At 61.3% G+C, this 13,503-nt stretch carries 13 protein-coding genes, 2 tRNA genes and 1 riboswitch; of the genes, 9 read left to right on the top strand and 6 right to left on the bottom strand.

Going from position 1 to position 13,503, the window contains the following annotated elements; translation table 11 throughout:
• Window positions 1-11: 11 nt before the first annotated feature.
• A complete protein-coding gene (locus ACOWVD_RS00470) occupies window positions 12-2,135 on the bottom strand; it encodes a TonB-dependent siderophore receptor (protein ID WP_421105366.1) in 2,124 nt (707 codons plus the stop codon).
• Window positions 2,136-2,321: 186 nt separating this feature from the next.
• Between ACOWVD_RS00470 and ACOWVD_RS00465 the strand changes: the two genes are divergently transcribed.
• Window positions 2,322-3,071: an AraC family transcriptional regulator gene (locus ACOWVD_RS00465; protein ID WP_049240784.1), complete on the top strand. Its 750-nt coding sequence runs from the start codon at window positions 2,322-2,324 to the stop codon at window positions 3,069-3,071.
• Between the two features lie 159 nt (window positions 3,072-3,230).
• On the opposite strand, the gene ACOWVD_RS00460 is transcribed toward ACOWVD_RS00465, so the two are convergent.
• Window positions 3,231-3,320 (bottom strand) — tRNA-Ser (locus ACOWVD_RS00460).
• 92 nt (window positions 3,321-3,412) lie between these two features.
• On the opposite strand from ACOWVD_RS00460, the gene mtfA reads away from it, so the two are divergent.
• Window positions 3,413-4,213, top strand: coding sequence for a DgsA anti-repressor MtfA (gene mtfA, locus ACOWVD_RS00455; protein ID WP_004935401.1), 801 nt, complete (start codon window positions 3,413-3,415; stop codon window positions 4,211-4,213).
• A gap of 99 nt (window positions 4,214-4,312) precedes the next feature.
• Window positions 4,313-4,388, top strand: a tRNA-Asn gene (locus ACOWVD_RS00450).
• Window positions 4,389-4,442: 54 nt separating this feature from the next.
• Here the strand turns inward: ACOWVD_RS00450 and gap are convergent.
• The 4 genes from gap to ACOWVD_RS00430 form a co-directional block, all read right to left on the bottom strand.
• Window positions 4,443-5,453 carry a type I glyceraldehyde-3-phosphate dehydrogenase gene (gene gap, locus ACOWVD_RS00445; RefSeq protein ID WP_015378397.1) on the bottom strand — a complete coding sequence of 337 codons (1,011 nt, stop codon included), beginning with the start codon at window positions 5,451-5,453 and terminating at the stop codon, window positions 4,443-4,445.
• 78 nt (window positions 5,454-5,531) lie between these two features.
• On the bottom strand, window positions 5,532-6,506 hold the full coding sequence (locus ACOWVD_RS00440; RefSeq protein ID WP_049242561.1) for a GlxA family transcriptional regulator: 975 nt from the start codon (window positions 6,504-6,506) through the stop codon (window positions 5,532-5,534).
• 126 nt (window positions 6,507-6,632) lie between these two features.
• Complete coding sequence (locus ACOWVD_RS00435; RefSeq protein WP_197799097.1) at window positions 6,633-7,367, bottom strand: SDR family NAD(P)-dependent oxidoreductase; 735 nt, start codon at window positions 7,365-7,367, stop codon at window positions 6,633-6,635.
• A gap of 13 nt (window positions 7,368-7,380) precedes the next feature.
• Window positions 7,381-8,403, bottom strand: coding sequence for an LLM class flavin-dependent oxidoreductase (locus ACOWVD_RS00430; RefSeq protein WP_015378399.1), 1,023 nt, complete (start codon window positions 8,401-8,403; stop codon window positions 7,381-7,383).
• Between the two features lie 150 nt (window positions 8,404-8,553).
• Window positions 8,554-8,656, top strand: a riboswitch (TPP riboswitch).
• A gap of 62 nt (window positions 8,657-8,718) precedes the next feature.
• Between ACOWVD_RS00430 and tenA the strand changes: the two genes are divergently transcribed.
• The 6 genes from tenA (at window position 8,719) to ACOWVD_RS00400 (ending at window position 13,498) form a co-directional block, all read left to right on the top strand.
• A complete protein-coding gene (gene tenA, locus ACOWVD_RS00425) occupies window positions 8,719-9,402 on the top strand; it encodes a thiaminase II (protein ID WP_197799742.1) in 684 nt (227 codons plus the stop codon).
• On the top strand, window positions 9,399-10,139 hold the full coding sequence (locus tag ACOWVD_RS00420) for an ABC transporter ATP-binding protein (RefSeq protein ID WP_049242362.1): 741 nt from the start codon (window positions 9,399-9,401) through the stop codon (window positions 10,137-10,139). The genes tenA and ACOWVD_RS00420 overlap by 4 nt, the downstream gene beginning before the upstream one ends.
• A complete protein-coding gene (locus tag ACOWVD_RS00415; RefSeq protein ID WP_015378402.1) occupies window positions 10,136-10,903 on the top strand; it encodes an ABC transporter permease in 768 nt (255 codons plus the stop codon). Before ACOWVD_RS00420 ends, ACOWVD_RS00415 begins: the two co-directional genes overlap by 4 nt.
• Before the next feature lie 35 nt (window positions 10,904-10,938).
• Entirely contained in the window at window positions 10,939-11,874 is a 936-nt protein-coding gene (locus ACOWVD_RS00410; RefSeq protein ID WP_164095689.1) for an ABC transporter substrate-binding protein, read from the top strand.
• 109 nt (window positions 11,875-11,983) lie between these two features.
• Window positions 11,984-12,895, top strand: a complete 912-nt coding sequence (locus ACOWVD_RS00405) for a LysR family transcriptional regulator (protein WP_049242366.1) — start codon at window positions 11,984-11,986, stop codon at window positions 12,893-12,895.
• A gap of 204 nt (window positions 12,896-13,099) precedes the next feature.
• Window positions 13,100-13,498 (top strand): cupin domain-containing protein, encoded by a 399-nt coding sequence (locus ACOWVD_RS00400; RefSeq protein ID WP_049242564.1) that lies wholly within the window; start codon window positions 13,100-13,102, stop codon window positions 13,496-13,498.
• The last annotated feature ends 5 nt before the right edge of the window (window positions 13,499-13,503 follow it).

Raw genomic sequence — 13,503 nt, 5'->3', positions numbered from 1 at the left:
GACAGCATCGGTCACCACTTATAGCTGAGGGTCGCGATGTACTGGCGTTTCAGCGCGTACTCGCAGCCATTGTTGGAGCAGGAAGCCAGGTAGGTTTTGTTGCCGAGATTGGCGGCATTCAGCGCCAGCTGCCATTGGCGCCACTGATAGCCGACGCGCGCATCGTAGACCGTGGCCGCCGGCACCTTCAGGCCGTTGTCCGTGGTGGCGTAGCTTGTGCCGACATAGCGCACGCCGCCGCCCAGCGTCACACCGTCAAGCGCACCGTCGAAAGCATACTGGCTCCAGAGCTTGGCGGTATTGCGCGCAATGCCCACCGGACGCTTGCCCTGCGTATCGTCGTTGGCACTCAGCACTTTCGGATCGGTCAGATTGTACGACGCCAGCACCGACCACGCCGGCGTGATATTGATGCGGCCATCAAGCTCAACTCCGCGCGAGCGCACTTCGCCGGTCTGCACACTGAAGTTCGGGTGATCGGGATCGGCGGTCGCCACGTTGGTTTCTCGCAGGTCGTACAACGCCAGGGTAAACAAGGCATCCAGCCCGACTGGATCGTATTTCAACCCCACTTCCGTCTGCTTGCCTTCGGTCGGTTTAAAGGCGTGGCCGTAAAAGTCATTGCTGCTGCTCGGCACAAACGACGTGGAATAGCTGATGTAAGGCGCCAATCCGTTATCGAAGTGGTACAGCAGCCCGGCGCGCCCGGTCGTTGCATAGTCATTACGTTCGGTACGAGCGTCGTTCAGCAGATCGATACTTTTGGTTTTCGCCGCGTCGTAACGGCCGGCCAGGTTCAGGATCCAGCTCCCCAGTTCGAGTTGGTCCTGGATATAGAGCCCGGTTTGATCGAGCGTATTGTGCGTACTGCTGTCGAGCGGCGGTATGGCCACCGGCACGCTATAGTCCGGATTGAGAAAGTTAATCGGGCTGGCGTCGCCGTAGCCCGACTGGCTGCGCACCGAGGTATGCATCCGGTCGATCCCGGTCAGCAGCGTATGTTTCACCCGACCGGTATCAAAGTGGAATTCAGCCTGGTTATCCACCGCGAAGTTGGTCATGCTCTCCTTCAGGTTCATCGAATAGCGATCGATGAGCGGCGCATCCGCATGCACACCCCATGGATAGACCATCAGATAGTCGCCGGTGCTGCTGAGGTAACGCAGATTCTGGCGGAAAGTCACCGTATCGTTGAAATCGTGCCGGAACTGGTAACCGATGCTGCCCTGCTGGCGTTCGTACTTGTCGAAGCCCGGCTGGCCGCCGTAAAAACGGGTCGAGATGTGGCCGTACGGGTTGGGCGTCAAGGTGCCGGAAAGCGGCATCTGGTTGTAGAATCCGCTGTCCGGATCTTTGCGCAGCTGCGAAATAATCGTCAGGCTGGTGTGCGCATCCGGCTGCCACGTCAGCGACGGCGCGATGTCGTAATGCTGATAGCGGGTGTGATCGACCTGGGTTTTGGTATCAAAAAAGGTCCCCGCCACGCGCCCCAACAGCGTGCCGTTATCGTTCAGCGGCCCGGTGGCGTCGACGCCGGCGCCAAACTGGTTTTCGTTGCCCGCGCTGACATAAACCTCACCGGACGGGGTCGCCTGCGGCGTTTTGCTGACCAGGTTGACGATCCCGCCGGGATTCGCCTGGCCATACAGTACCGAGGAAGGGCCTTTGACCACTTCGATACGCGACAGCAGGAACGGATCCCACGCCGGACGGCTCCACCACGCTTCGCGCGGCAGCCGCAGGCCATCAAGGTATTCGTCGGCTTCAAAACCGCGCACGATGATGGTGTCGAAACGAGTATCCGGCCCGGCGCTCTCCGAGTTGACGCCGGAAACATAGCGCAGCGCTTGCGGGACGTTTTTCGCCGCTTGCGCGTCAATCTCCGCTTGCGTCACCACCGAGATGCTCTGTGAAGTGCGGCTAATCGGCTGGTTTGACTTCGTCGCGGAGGCGGCGCCGTGCGCCACCAGCGTGCTCTCGTCATCCTGATCCTGAGACGCCGCCGCGCTCACCACCAGGGTCTCTTCTTTTGCGGTATTCTGCCCGCCATCCGCGGTAAAGGCTTGCCCGCTATAGCCTGCGATTATCGTATATACCAGCACTTTCAACGGTTTTTCCCTGAAAAATTTGCCCATCTGTCTCATCGCCTTTCCGACTGTTAGTAGAATTTTATGGAAATGATAATTATTCAACTTTAAAAGAGAAGCCCGTTCATGGCAGAATGGCGCTACTGACAGTCAGGATGTCGCCAGACGGACAAACGTTGTCCGTTATCGCAGCAATAGGCACAAATGGTGAGAACCGGACAGAGGCAGGTAAAAATGACATCCCATCACGGTATTGAAGGCCTGCGTCAGCTGCGCTACAGCCCCGGTAGCCAAGAGCCCGTCCATCAGCATGAGCAGGGGCAGCTGATTTTGCCGCTGCGCGGCGTGGCGAAAATCGCCACCGCGCAGCATATCTGGCTGCTCTCGCCGGGCCGTGCCATTTGGCTCCCCAGCGGCACACCGCACGGTTTGGAAGCCATCAATGACGTCGTGACGCACAACATCTACTTTACACCGCCCTTTTCTCGCCGCTATGGCGCACGCCCTCAGGGGCTGAGCGCCACTCCCCTGTTGCATCCCCTGATTGCCGCCGGGCTTGAAAACGCCATTTCCGCCGAACGGCTTACGCTCATTCAAAATCTGCTGAGCGATGAGTTTCAACGCATGCAAACAGGCCAACTGTGTCACGTGACCCTGCCAAGCGACCGGCGCCTGCGCCAGGTATGCGATGCTTTGTGCCGTGAATTGGGCCATGGCGAAACGCTCGCCTGGTGGGGAAAAAAGGTCGGCGCCAGCGAACGCACCCTGGCCCGGCTGTTCCGCGAAGAGACCGCGCTGAGCTTTTCCGAATGGCGCCAGCAAATTCGCCTGCTGGAGGCAGTATGCAATCTGGCGCGCGGCGTGGCCGTGGGTCAACTGGCCCACGAACTGGGTTACGCCAGCCCTAGCGCGTTCATCGCCATGTTTCGCAAAAAACTGGGCGTGTCGCCGCAACGCTATATTCACAGCGCGCTGGAAGCGTGAAAGTCGGGCAAGCTTCAGATGACGAAATGCCAATATGGCGCACGAATACACGCTGAAAATCAACGGCAGGCAGTGGATTGTCGTTCAATGATTTGGCGCCAAGTCAGCGCTATCTGTGATGGGGATCGTTGAAAGATTTATTCGTAAGTGATTGAATAATGGCGGAGAGAGGGGGATTTGAACCCCCGGTAGAGTTGCCCCTACTCCAGTTTTCGAGACTGGTCCGTTCAGCCGCTCCGGCATCTCTCCTGACAACGCTTGCTATCATGCCCGCTTTTGCGGCATTTTTACAGCATTAGCATACCGCTGAACGTTCAAGTGATGAGTTTACGAGCAACCTGATGATTAAATGGCCGTGGAAAGCGACTCAACCCTCTCAATCCCAGGCAGACATCGAGGCCCAGTGGCAGGACGCGCTGGCGATCCCGCTGCTCTCGCCGCTGAATGAGCAGGAGCGGCAGCGGCTGGTGGCCGTCGCCGGGCAAATATTGCAGCAAAAGCGCATCGTGCCGCTGCAGGGGCTGCAGCTCACCTCGCAAATGCAGGCGCGCATCGCCCTGCTGTTCGCCTTGCCGGTGCTGGAGCTGGGCGCGGAATGCCTCGACGGCTTCAACGAAATTCTGCTCTACCCCACCCCGTTCGTGGTGGAAGACGAATGGCAGGACGAGATCGGTCTGGTGCACTCGGGGCCGGTGGTGCAGTCGGGCCAAAGCTGGGAACAGGGGCCGATCGTGCTCAACTGGCAAGACGTGCAGGACTCTTTTGACCTCTCCGGTTTCAATCTGGTGATCCACGAAGCGGTGCACAAACTGGATATGCGCAACGGCGGCGTCGCCACCGGCGTGCCGCCGATCCCGCTGCGCGAGGTGGCCGCCTGGGAACATGATCTGCACGCCGCGATGGAAAGCCTGCAGGACGAGATCGACATGGTCGGCGAAGAGGCCGCCAGCATGGATGCCTACGCCGCCACCGATGCGGCCGAGTGCTTCGCCGTGCTGTCGGAGTATTTCTTCAGCGCTCCCGAACTGCTGGCCGAACGCTTCCCGGCGCTGTATCAGCACTTTTGCCGCTTCTACCGCCAGGATCCGCTGGCGCGCCTGCTGCGAGACCAGGCGGAAAACGACGCGCAATGGGCTGATTGACGGGCACATTGCTCAGATACCGAGCAGTCGCACCGCCTGGGGCAATTTAGCGTTGACACACCCGGAGCCGCTGGATATGATGCGCCCCGTTCACACGATTCCTCTGTAGTTCAGTCGGTAGAACGGCGGACTGTTAATCCGTATGTCACTGGTTCGAGTCCAGTCAGAGGAGCCATATTTAGAGAAGCCCGCTTAAGGAAACTTAAGCGGGCTTTTTGCTGTTGGGCGTTTACAGCCCGCGTTGTTCCATCAGCAGCGCCAGATCGACCAAGCGGTTGGAGAAGCCCCATTCGTTGTCATACCAAGCGAGCACTTTCACCAGGTTGCCGCCGATCACCAGCGTGGACAGGCCGTCGATGATCGACGAACGCGCATCGCCGCGATAGTCGCTCGACACCAGCGGTTCATCGCTGTACCCCAGGATCCCTTTCAGCGGGCCGGACGCCGCCGCCGCGCGGAAAGCGGCGTTGATCTCCTCCACCGTCGCCGGGCGTTTCAGCGTCACCGTCAGATCGACGATGGAAACCACCGGCACCGGCACCCGCAGCGAATAACCGGTCAGGCGGCCGTCCAGTTCGGGGATCACCTTGCCGAGCGCCTTGGCCGCGCCGCTGGAGTAAGGCACGATCGATTCCGCCGCCGCCCGCGCGCCGCGCAGATCTTTTTCCGGCTGATCGTGCAGCGCCTGGCTGTTGGTATAGGCATGCGTGGTATTCATCAAGCCGTATTCGATGCCAAACGCCTGATGCAATACCTGCGCGGCGGGCGCCAGCCCGTTGGTGGTGCAGCTGCCGTTGCTGACCACCTTATGCAGCGCCGGATCGTAGAGCTGGTCGTTAACCCCCATGACGATGGTGATGTCGTCGTTCTTGGCCGGCGCCGAGATAATCACCCGCTTGGCGCCGCCGTGCGTGATGTGCACTTCCGCCTTGGCTTTATCGGTAAAGAAGCCCGTCGCTTCGATCACCACGTCCACGCCCACGCTGCTCCAGGGGATCTCGGCGGGATCGCGCTGTGAAAACACCTGAATCGGCCGGCCGTCCAGCAGCAGCTGGTTGTCGCCGGCTTCCACCCTGGCCGCCAGCGTGCCGGAAAGCGTGTCGTATTTCAGCAGGTGCGCCAGCGTCTTGCTGTCGGTCAGATCGTTGATCGCCACCACTTCAAAATCGCTGCGCCCCAGCGCCGCGCGCAGCACGTTGCGCCCGATCCTGCCGAAGCCGTTAATGCCTACTCTCACCATGATGCACTCCTCATTTGTGGACTTTGCCTAAAATCTAGCGCCGACCAGAAGCGGCGTAAATGACGTTTACCAATCAATTTACGCCAAATTGCGCGCATGAAAGCGTTCGCGGTATTCGCTCGGGGTCAGCTGCAGTTTGCGCTCAAACACCCGCCGCAGGTTAAGGCCGTTGCCGAAGCCGGTGGCTAAGGCAATCTGCTCGATACCTTCCGCGCTCTGTTCGAGGCGCTGCCTGGCGGTATGCAACCGCCCCTCTTCAACGAATTTGGCGGGAGAAATGCCCGTCTCGCGGGTGAACACCCGGGTAAAGTTGCGCGGGCTCATCGCCACGCGCTCGGCCAACCGATCGACGCAGAGATCGTCAGCGAGGTTTTCCAGGATCCAGGATTGCAGGTCACGGATCGGCCCCGGCGATTTGGCCTGGTTGAGCGGGTAGCGGCTGAACTGCGCCTGCCCGCCGGGGCGACGCAGAAACATCACCAGATCCTGCGCCACTTCGCGCGCCTGCACGAAGCCGTAATCATCCTCCACCAGCGCCAGCGTCAGATCGAAGCCGGAGCTGACGCCGCCGGAGGTCCAGATCGGCCCGTCCTGCACGTAGATTGGGCCGTTTTCGACCTGCACCCGCGGGAAGCGCGCCTGCAGCGTTTCCGCCAACCGCCAGTGGGTGGTCGCCCGCCGCCCGTCCAGCAACCCGGCTTCGGCCAGCAGCAGTGCGCCACCGCAAACGGAAGCGATACGGCGCGCCTGCGGCGCCGCGCGGCGCAGCCAATCGGCGACCAGGGTCCCCTCTTCTTCGGTCGCCCCCTTGCCGGCGACGATCACGGTATCGCGCGGCAGGGCCGGATCGAGATCCGCCAGGCGATGATCGGCCAACAGGCTCAGCCCGGACAGGCCGTGCACCACCCGGTGAGATTGCGTGGTGGCGACCGCGATCTGATACAGCGGCGTCTCGGCAGGGCTCAGGCGATTGGCCTGCATCAGGATATCGGCGATGCCCGCCGCTTCGAACAGCATGCCCCCTTCAGGGACAATAATCAGGAATGAGTGCATGGCGATAATATAAATAACAATCAAAACAGGCCAGGCAACCACTGTATAAGAAAAGCCCCGTCGGTTCACCCTGCGGGTATAAAAAAGCCCGCCGATAATCACCGACGGGCCAGGAAGGAACGGCCATCAAGTCTGCGGCAGGTTCACCCCGCCGGCGCGCGCCAATTGCGCCAGCAGCGCCGTTTGAAACGCCTCATCGTGCACCGCCGCGTGAGGTTCAAACCGCTGCTGGTGGTGCCAATAGCCGCCGGACGCCAGTGCCTGCGGTTCATCGCTGCTCACCAGCCACGCCTGCGTCACGTGTCCCAGCGCCAGATCGTCGGGCGCATCCGCGCCGCCCATTTTGGTCGGCACCCAGCCGGGATCGACCGCGCTGCTGATGACGCCGGGCCACAGGCGCGCCACGGCGGCGGCCAGCGCGGTGACGAACAGCTTGCTGTCCGAATAGGAGCCGGCTGCGCCGCCAAGCCAGTCCACGCCGTTCAGTTCCGCTACGCCGTCAAAGTGCATGCTGCTGCTCAGGTAGACGATGCGATCGGGGCGTTCGATCAGGGCCGTCAGCAGATAGGGCGCCATCACGTTCACCGGCATCACCTGCGGCCCGGTGAACATGCCGGCGTTGTGGATCACCGCATTCGGGCGGCCAAGACGATTCACCTGCTCGGCGACCTGCCGGATCTGCTGCACCTCGGACAGATCGCCAATCACCGCCTGCGCGCCCTGATCCAGCAGATCGCGCACCGCCTCCAGACGGCCGGGGGCGCGCGCATGCAGGATCACCTGATGCCCTTCCGCCAACAGCGTTTGCGCGGCGGCGCGGCCCAGCCCATCGACCGAACCGGTAATGAAAATGCGTGACATGCCACTCCTCCGTTTAGCGCCAGCCGAGCGCCGGCGCGACATGGGTTAAAATCGATTCGATAACGTGGGCGTTATAATCCACGCCCAGCTGGTTAGGCACGGTCAGCAGCAGCGTATCCGCTTCGGCGATGGCCTCGTCCTGCGCCAGCTGCTCGATCAGCGCGTCCGGCTCAGCGGCATAGCTGCGGCCGAAGATCGCCCGGGTCTGCGCGTCGATATACCCCAGCTGATCGCCCTCTTTGCCGCTGCCGCCGAAGTAATTGCGATCCCGCTGATCCACCAGCGCAAAGATGCTGCGGCTCACGGAAACCCGCGGCTCGCGCGCATGGCCGGCCTCTTGCCAGGCGGCGCGATAGGCGCGGATCTGCTTGGCCTGCTGGATATGGAAGGGTTCGCCGGTCTCGTCATTCTTGAGCGTCGAGCTTTGCAGGTTCATGCCCAGCTTCGCCGCCCAGACGGCGGTGGCGTTCGAACCGGCGCCCCACCAGATGCGGTCGCGCAGCCCGGCGGAAAACGGCTCCGGCCGCAGCAGCCCGGGCGGATTGGGGAACATCGGCTGCGGATTGGGTTCAGCGAACCCTTCACCGCGCAGCGCTTCCAGAAAGACTTCGGTATGGCGACGGGCCATGTCAGCGTCGGTTTCGCCCTCGGCCGGGGCGTAACCGAAATAGCGCCAGCCGTCGATCACCTGCTCCGGCGAGCCGCGGCTGATGCCGAGCTGCAGCCGCCCGCCGGCGATCAGATCCGCCGCGCCGGCGTCCTCCACCATGTACAGCGGATTTTCATAGCGCATGTCGATCACGCCAGTGCCGATCTCGATACGTTGGGTTTTGGCGCCGATGGCGGCCAGCAGCGGGAACGGCGATCCCAGCTGACGCGCGAAGTGGTGCACGCGAAAATAGGCGCCGTCCGCCCCCAGATCTTCGGCGGCAACCGCCAGATCGATGGACTGCAGCAGCGCATCCGCTGCGGAACGGGTGCCGGACTGGGCGGAAGGCGTCCAGTGGCCAAACGAGAGAAAACCAATCTTTTTCATCGGGCATCGTCCTCAAAGGCAAAATCATCGGCCTACAGTGACAAAAACCGCGCGCCTTGCGCCAGCAAAATCGCCCCCGATCGCACTAAACGAACCGATTGCCGCCGCGCCGCCCGGCGATTGTAATCAAAAAACAAATGTCGTATAACAGGCAGCTCCGAGGGGTGTCCTGTTACGGGCTGAGATGGCGCAAGCCGAACCCTTTGAACCTGATCTGGGTCATGCCAGCGAAGGGACGGTTAGGCAACAACGCGATCACCCGTTGCCTGTTCATACCTCAGCGTGCCCGGATCTCCACTGACTCAAGGAGGTCCCATGTCCATCACCACCCTGTTCGAAAGCGGTCTTTACGGCCGGTTGCGCCACCATGTCGGCAGCCACTGGCAGGACTACGTCGATCACCCGTTTCTGCAGCAGCTGGCCGCCGGCACCTTGCCTGAACGCGCTTTTCGCCGCTACCTGACCCAGGACTATCTGTTCCTGCTGCACTTCGCCCGCGCCTACGCGCTGCTGGTCAGTAAGCTGCGCACCCTGCCGGAGATGCGCGCCGCCACCGCCTCGCTCAACGGCATCGTCGCCGAGCTGCCGTTGCACGTGGCCTACTGCGCCGAATGGGGGTTGAGCGAAGCGCAGATCGCCGCCCAGCCGGAGGCGGCGGAAACCATGAACTATACCCGCTACGTGCTGGACATCGGCCATGCCGGCGACGCCCTCGATCTGTTGGCCGGTCTGCTGCCCTGCGTGGCCGGCTATGCCGAAATCGGCCTGCGGCTGCTGCACGATCCCGCCACCCAGATGGAGGGCAATCCTTACGCCTCCTGGATCCGCAACTACGGCGACGAGGGCTATCTGGCCGGCGTGCGCGCCGCCATCGAACTGCTGGAAACCGTCGGCCGCCAGCGCGGCGCACAGGATCGCTTCACCGAGCTGGCGCAGATTTTCACCACCGCCACCCAACTGGAGTCGGCATTTTGGCAGATGGGGCTGAACGCCTCATGACCTCCCCGCTTCTCACGCCCGGTATCCAGGTGCGGGATCTCAGCCTGCGTTTCGGTCAGCACATCGTCTTCGACCGGCTGAGCTTCGACATCGCCGGCGGCAGCTTCGTCGCCCTGCTCGGCGCCAGCGGCGCCGGCAAAACCAGCCTGCTGAAGATCATCGCCGGCCTGGCGCAGGCCAGCTCTGGTTCGGTGACCGGCAGCGACGGCCTGCCGATCGCCGGGCGCATCGCCTACATGGGGCAAAAAGATCTGCTTTACCCGTGGCTGACCATCGAGGAGAACGTCGCCCTCGGTTCGCGGCTGCGCGGCGAAACGCCGGATCGGGCGTGGGCGGCGCACCTGCTGGAGCGCGTGGGCCTGGCCGCGCATGGCCGCAGCCTGCCAGCCTCGCTGTCCGGCGGCATGCGCCAGCGCGCCGCCATCGCCCGCACGCTCTACGAACGCCAGCCGATCGTGCTGATGGACGAACCCTTTTCCGCGCTGGACGCCATTACCCGCGCCGAGATCCAGAGCCTGGCCGCCGAGCTGCTGGCGCAAAATACCGTGCTGTTGATCACCCACGATCCGATGGAAGCCTGCCGCCTGAGCCACCGGCTGCTGGTGCTGTCGCCCTGGCCGCTGGGCCTCGACGATACTCATCGCATCAGCGGGCTACCGCCGCGCGCGCCGGATGACGCCGACCTGCTGAAAAGCCAGGCCGAGCTGCTGCAGCAGCTGGTGAGGGCAGCACAATGAATAGTGCCCAAGAGCGTGGACTCACCCGCCTGCGGCGCGGGCTGACGGTATTCGTCGGCCTGCTGCTGCTGTGGTGGCTGGCGGCGCAAAGCGGCATCCCGGCCTTTCTGCTGCCCACGCCGGGCGCAGTGGCGCAGGCGCTGTGGGACGGGCGCGGCTATCTCGCCTGGCACACGCTGGTCACCGCTTCGGAAATCGTCAGCGGGCTGGTTCTGGGCGTGTTGCTCGGCGCGGCGCTGGCGCTGTGCATGATTTTCTCGCCGCGCCTGCAGCGCTGGCTGATGCCGCTGGTGCTCACCAGCCAGGCGATACCGGTGTTCGCCCTGGCCCCGCTGCTGGTGCTGTGGTTCGGCTTCGGCATGAGCGCCAAGGTGGCGATGGCGGTGCTGGTGATCTTCTTCCCGGTGGTGTCGGCCTTTTTCGACGGGCTGCGCCGGGTCAACAACGACTACCTCGATCTGGCGCGCACGATGCGCGCTTCGCGCTGGGCGCAGCTGCGGCACGTGCGGCTGATGGCGGCGCTGCCGGCCTTCGGCTCCGGCCTGCGCATGGCCGCCGCCGTCGCGCCCATCGGCGCCATCATCGGCGAATGGGTCGGCTCGGCCGAAGGGCTGGGCTATGTGATGCTGAACGCCAATGCGCGCATGCAGACCGACGTCTGCTTCGCCGCACTGTTTATTTTGGTGCTGATGACCGTGCTGCTGTGGGCCGCGGTGGATGCGCTGCTGCGGCGCCTGATCGCCTGGGCGCCGGAAAACGACTGATGATTGCAACCATAACCAGGGATAAAGGAACGACCATGATCAAACAAACCGTCTGCGGGCTGTTGCTCGGCGCCGCCATCACCGGCCAGGCCGGCGCGGCCGACAAGCTGACGCTGGTGCTCGACTGGTACATCAACCCCGATCACGCGCCGATTATGGTGGCCGAGCAGATCGGCGCCTTCAAGGCCGCAGGGCTGGACGTCAAGATCGTGCCGCCGTCCGATCCGGCGCTGCCGCCGCGGCTGGTGGCCGCCAAACAGGCCGACCTCGCCATCACCTATCAGCCGCAGCTGCATTTCTTCGCCGATCAGGGCCTGCCGCTGATGCGCGTCGGCACGCTGATCAACACGCCGCTGAATACGGTGATCGCGCTGGATAAAAACATCACCTCGCCGGCGGATCTCAAAGGCAAAACGGTGGGTTACTCGGTCAGCGGCATCGAACAGGCGACGCTGGCCACCATGGTCGAACACGAGCATCTCAAACCGCAGGATATCAAGCTCATCAACGTCAACTTCCAGCTGACCAGCGCCCTGCTGGCGGGCCAGGTCGATGCGGTGATCGGCGGCTACCGCAACATCGAAGCGCTGGAGCTCAAGCTGCAGGGTAAAGAACCGGTGGTGTTCAACGTCGAAGATTACGGCGTGCCGGCCTACGACGAGCTAATCATCGTCGCCAACCGAGATGCGGTGAACGAGCCGAAAATCCGCAAATTCCTCGCCGCGCTGAAGCAAGGCAGCGACTACCTGCACGCGCACCCGCAGGACACCTGGTTGGCGTTCGCCAAGGCGCACCCGGAGCTGAATACCGAGCTGAACAAGCAGGCCTGGCAAGCCAGCCTGCCGCTGTTCGCCCGCGATCCGGCCAAGTTGGATCGCGCGCGCTACCAGGCATACGAACAATTTCTGTTCGACAATAAGCTGATCAAGAAAATCACCCCGGTAGACCAGTACGCGGTGGAGCTGGACTAACGAGCAGCAACAGCCGCTGCAGGCATGCTGCGGCTGTTCGCTTCGGTTGCGATACCCTGTACGCCGGGCTTATCATCAAACCCTTTCGAACAGAAACAGTGGGACGAAAATGGCCACGTTCACCCGGGCAGAACTCGCCGAACTCAATGTGTTCTCTACCATTTGCCGAAAGAAAAGTTTCCGGCTGGCGGCGGCGGAACTCGGCGTCAGCACTTCGGCGCTCAGCCACACCATGCGTTCGCTTGAAGAGCGCCTCGGCGTAAAGCTGTTGAACAGAACCAACCGCTCGGTCGTTCCTACCCCGGCAGGCATGGCACTGGTAACCGAACTCGATCGGGGATTCGACTACATCAAATCCGCCCTATCGACGCTGGAACAGTATCGCGATGAACCCATTGGCCACCTTCGCTTGAATATTCCGCATGATGCGCTCGATTTGCTCATCGCCCCTGTCATGGAAAGCTACGCCCAAACACATCCTAAAATAGCGCTGGAAGTGGCCGTCAATAACCATCAGGTAGACATCATCAAAGAAGGTTTCGACGCCGGCATCAGGTATGGCGAGATCATCCCCAAGGACATGATTGCCGTTCCTTTGACCGGCAGTCTGAAATGGGTTGTCGCCGCAGCGCCGGCCTATCTGGCAAAGCATGGCGCGCCAGGTTCGCCGTCGGAGTTGAAAGATCACAGTTGCATCAATATGCGATTGGGAGACGGTGCGGTTTATCAATGGGAATTGGGCAACGATGAAACGTATTGCCGGTTGTCGGTGAACGGGCAATATACTTTCAGTGAAACCTCAATGATCATCAAAGCGGCGCTCGCCGGGCTGGGGTTGGCCTACTGTCTGGAAATGCAAATCGATGAACACTTGCGCACTGGTGAATTGCAATGCGTCATGCCCCATTGGTCGCATCTCAGCGCCCCCTTTATGATGTACTACCCCAGCCGTCGCCAGTTGCAACCTGGATTGCGGCCTTTGATTGCGCTGATAAAAGCGCAGCATCGCTCCCTTGGTTGATATCGGCTCAACGCTCCGTCAAAAAACATTCAACGCTTTGTATAGTATTCTGTCAGTGATATGCGGGAACGTCGGAATAATGGTGTTCGTCCGCATGCAATATTATCCTGCCTGGGATAAAACATAGCCACACCACCGCTTGAGCCATGAATGTTTTATTTCAGTGACCGGTTAATCACGCCCATCATTTACAGTGAGTGCCGTATGAACGCATTATATTTTGATCTGGAAGAAAGGAAAAAACACTTTCCTGACACCGCCGACTCTCTGATCGTCGATATGTACCTTGAAGATTCGCCACAGGGCAGCGTCCGCCTGTTCCGCGTCTATGCCGAGGTTCCCGCACACTACCACAAACAATGTGATGAAATCTTGATCATCGTGGAAGGTGCGCTGGAGTTTCAGGCCGGCAACGATGCAAAAAGAGTTTTAGCCGAAAACCAAATGGTGATATTTAAGCGAAACACCGTTCACAGCATCAAACCTTTTAACGGCAAGCCCGTTTATTTTTTATCTATCGATACACCTCGTCGGGAAGCCTCTGACGTGCACTTTATTAATCCTGCTCATGAACATTTAAAATTCATCAGCCATATTGGGTAATGAAT

It is taken from the genome of Serratia sp. SA088, from assembly GCF_049065515.1.
Classification (GTDB): domain Bacteria; phylum Pseudomonadota; class Gammaproteobacteria; order Enterobacterales; family Enterobacteriaceae; genus Serratia; species Serratia nematodiphila.
Note: the sequence above shows the minus strand (reverse complement) of the source record. Positions and strands in the feature narration are given on the sequence as shown.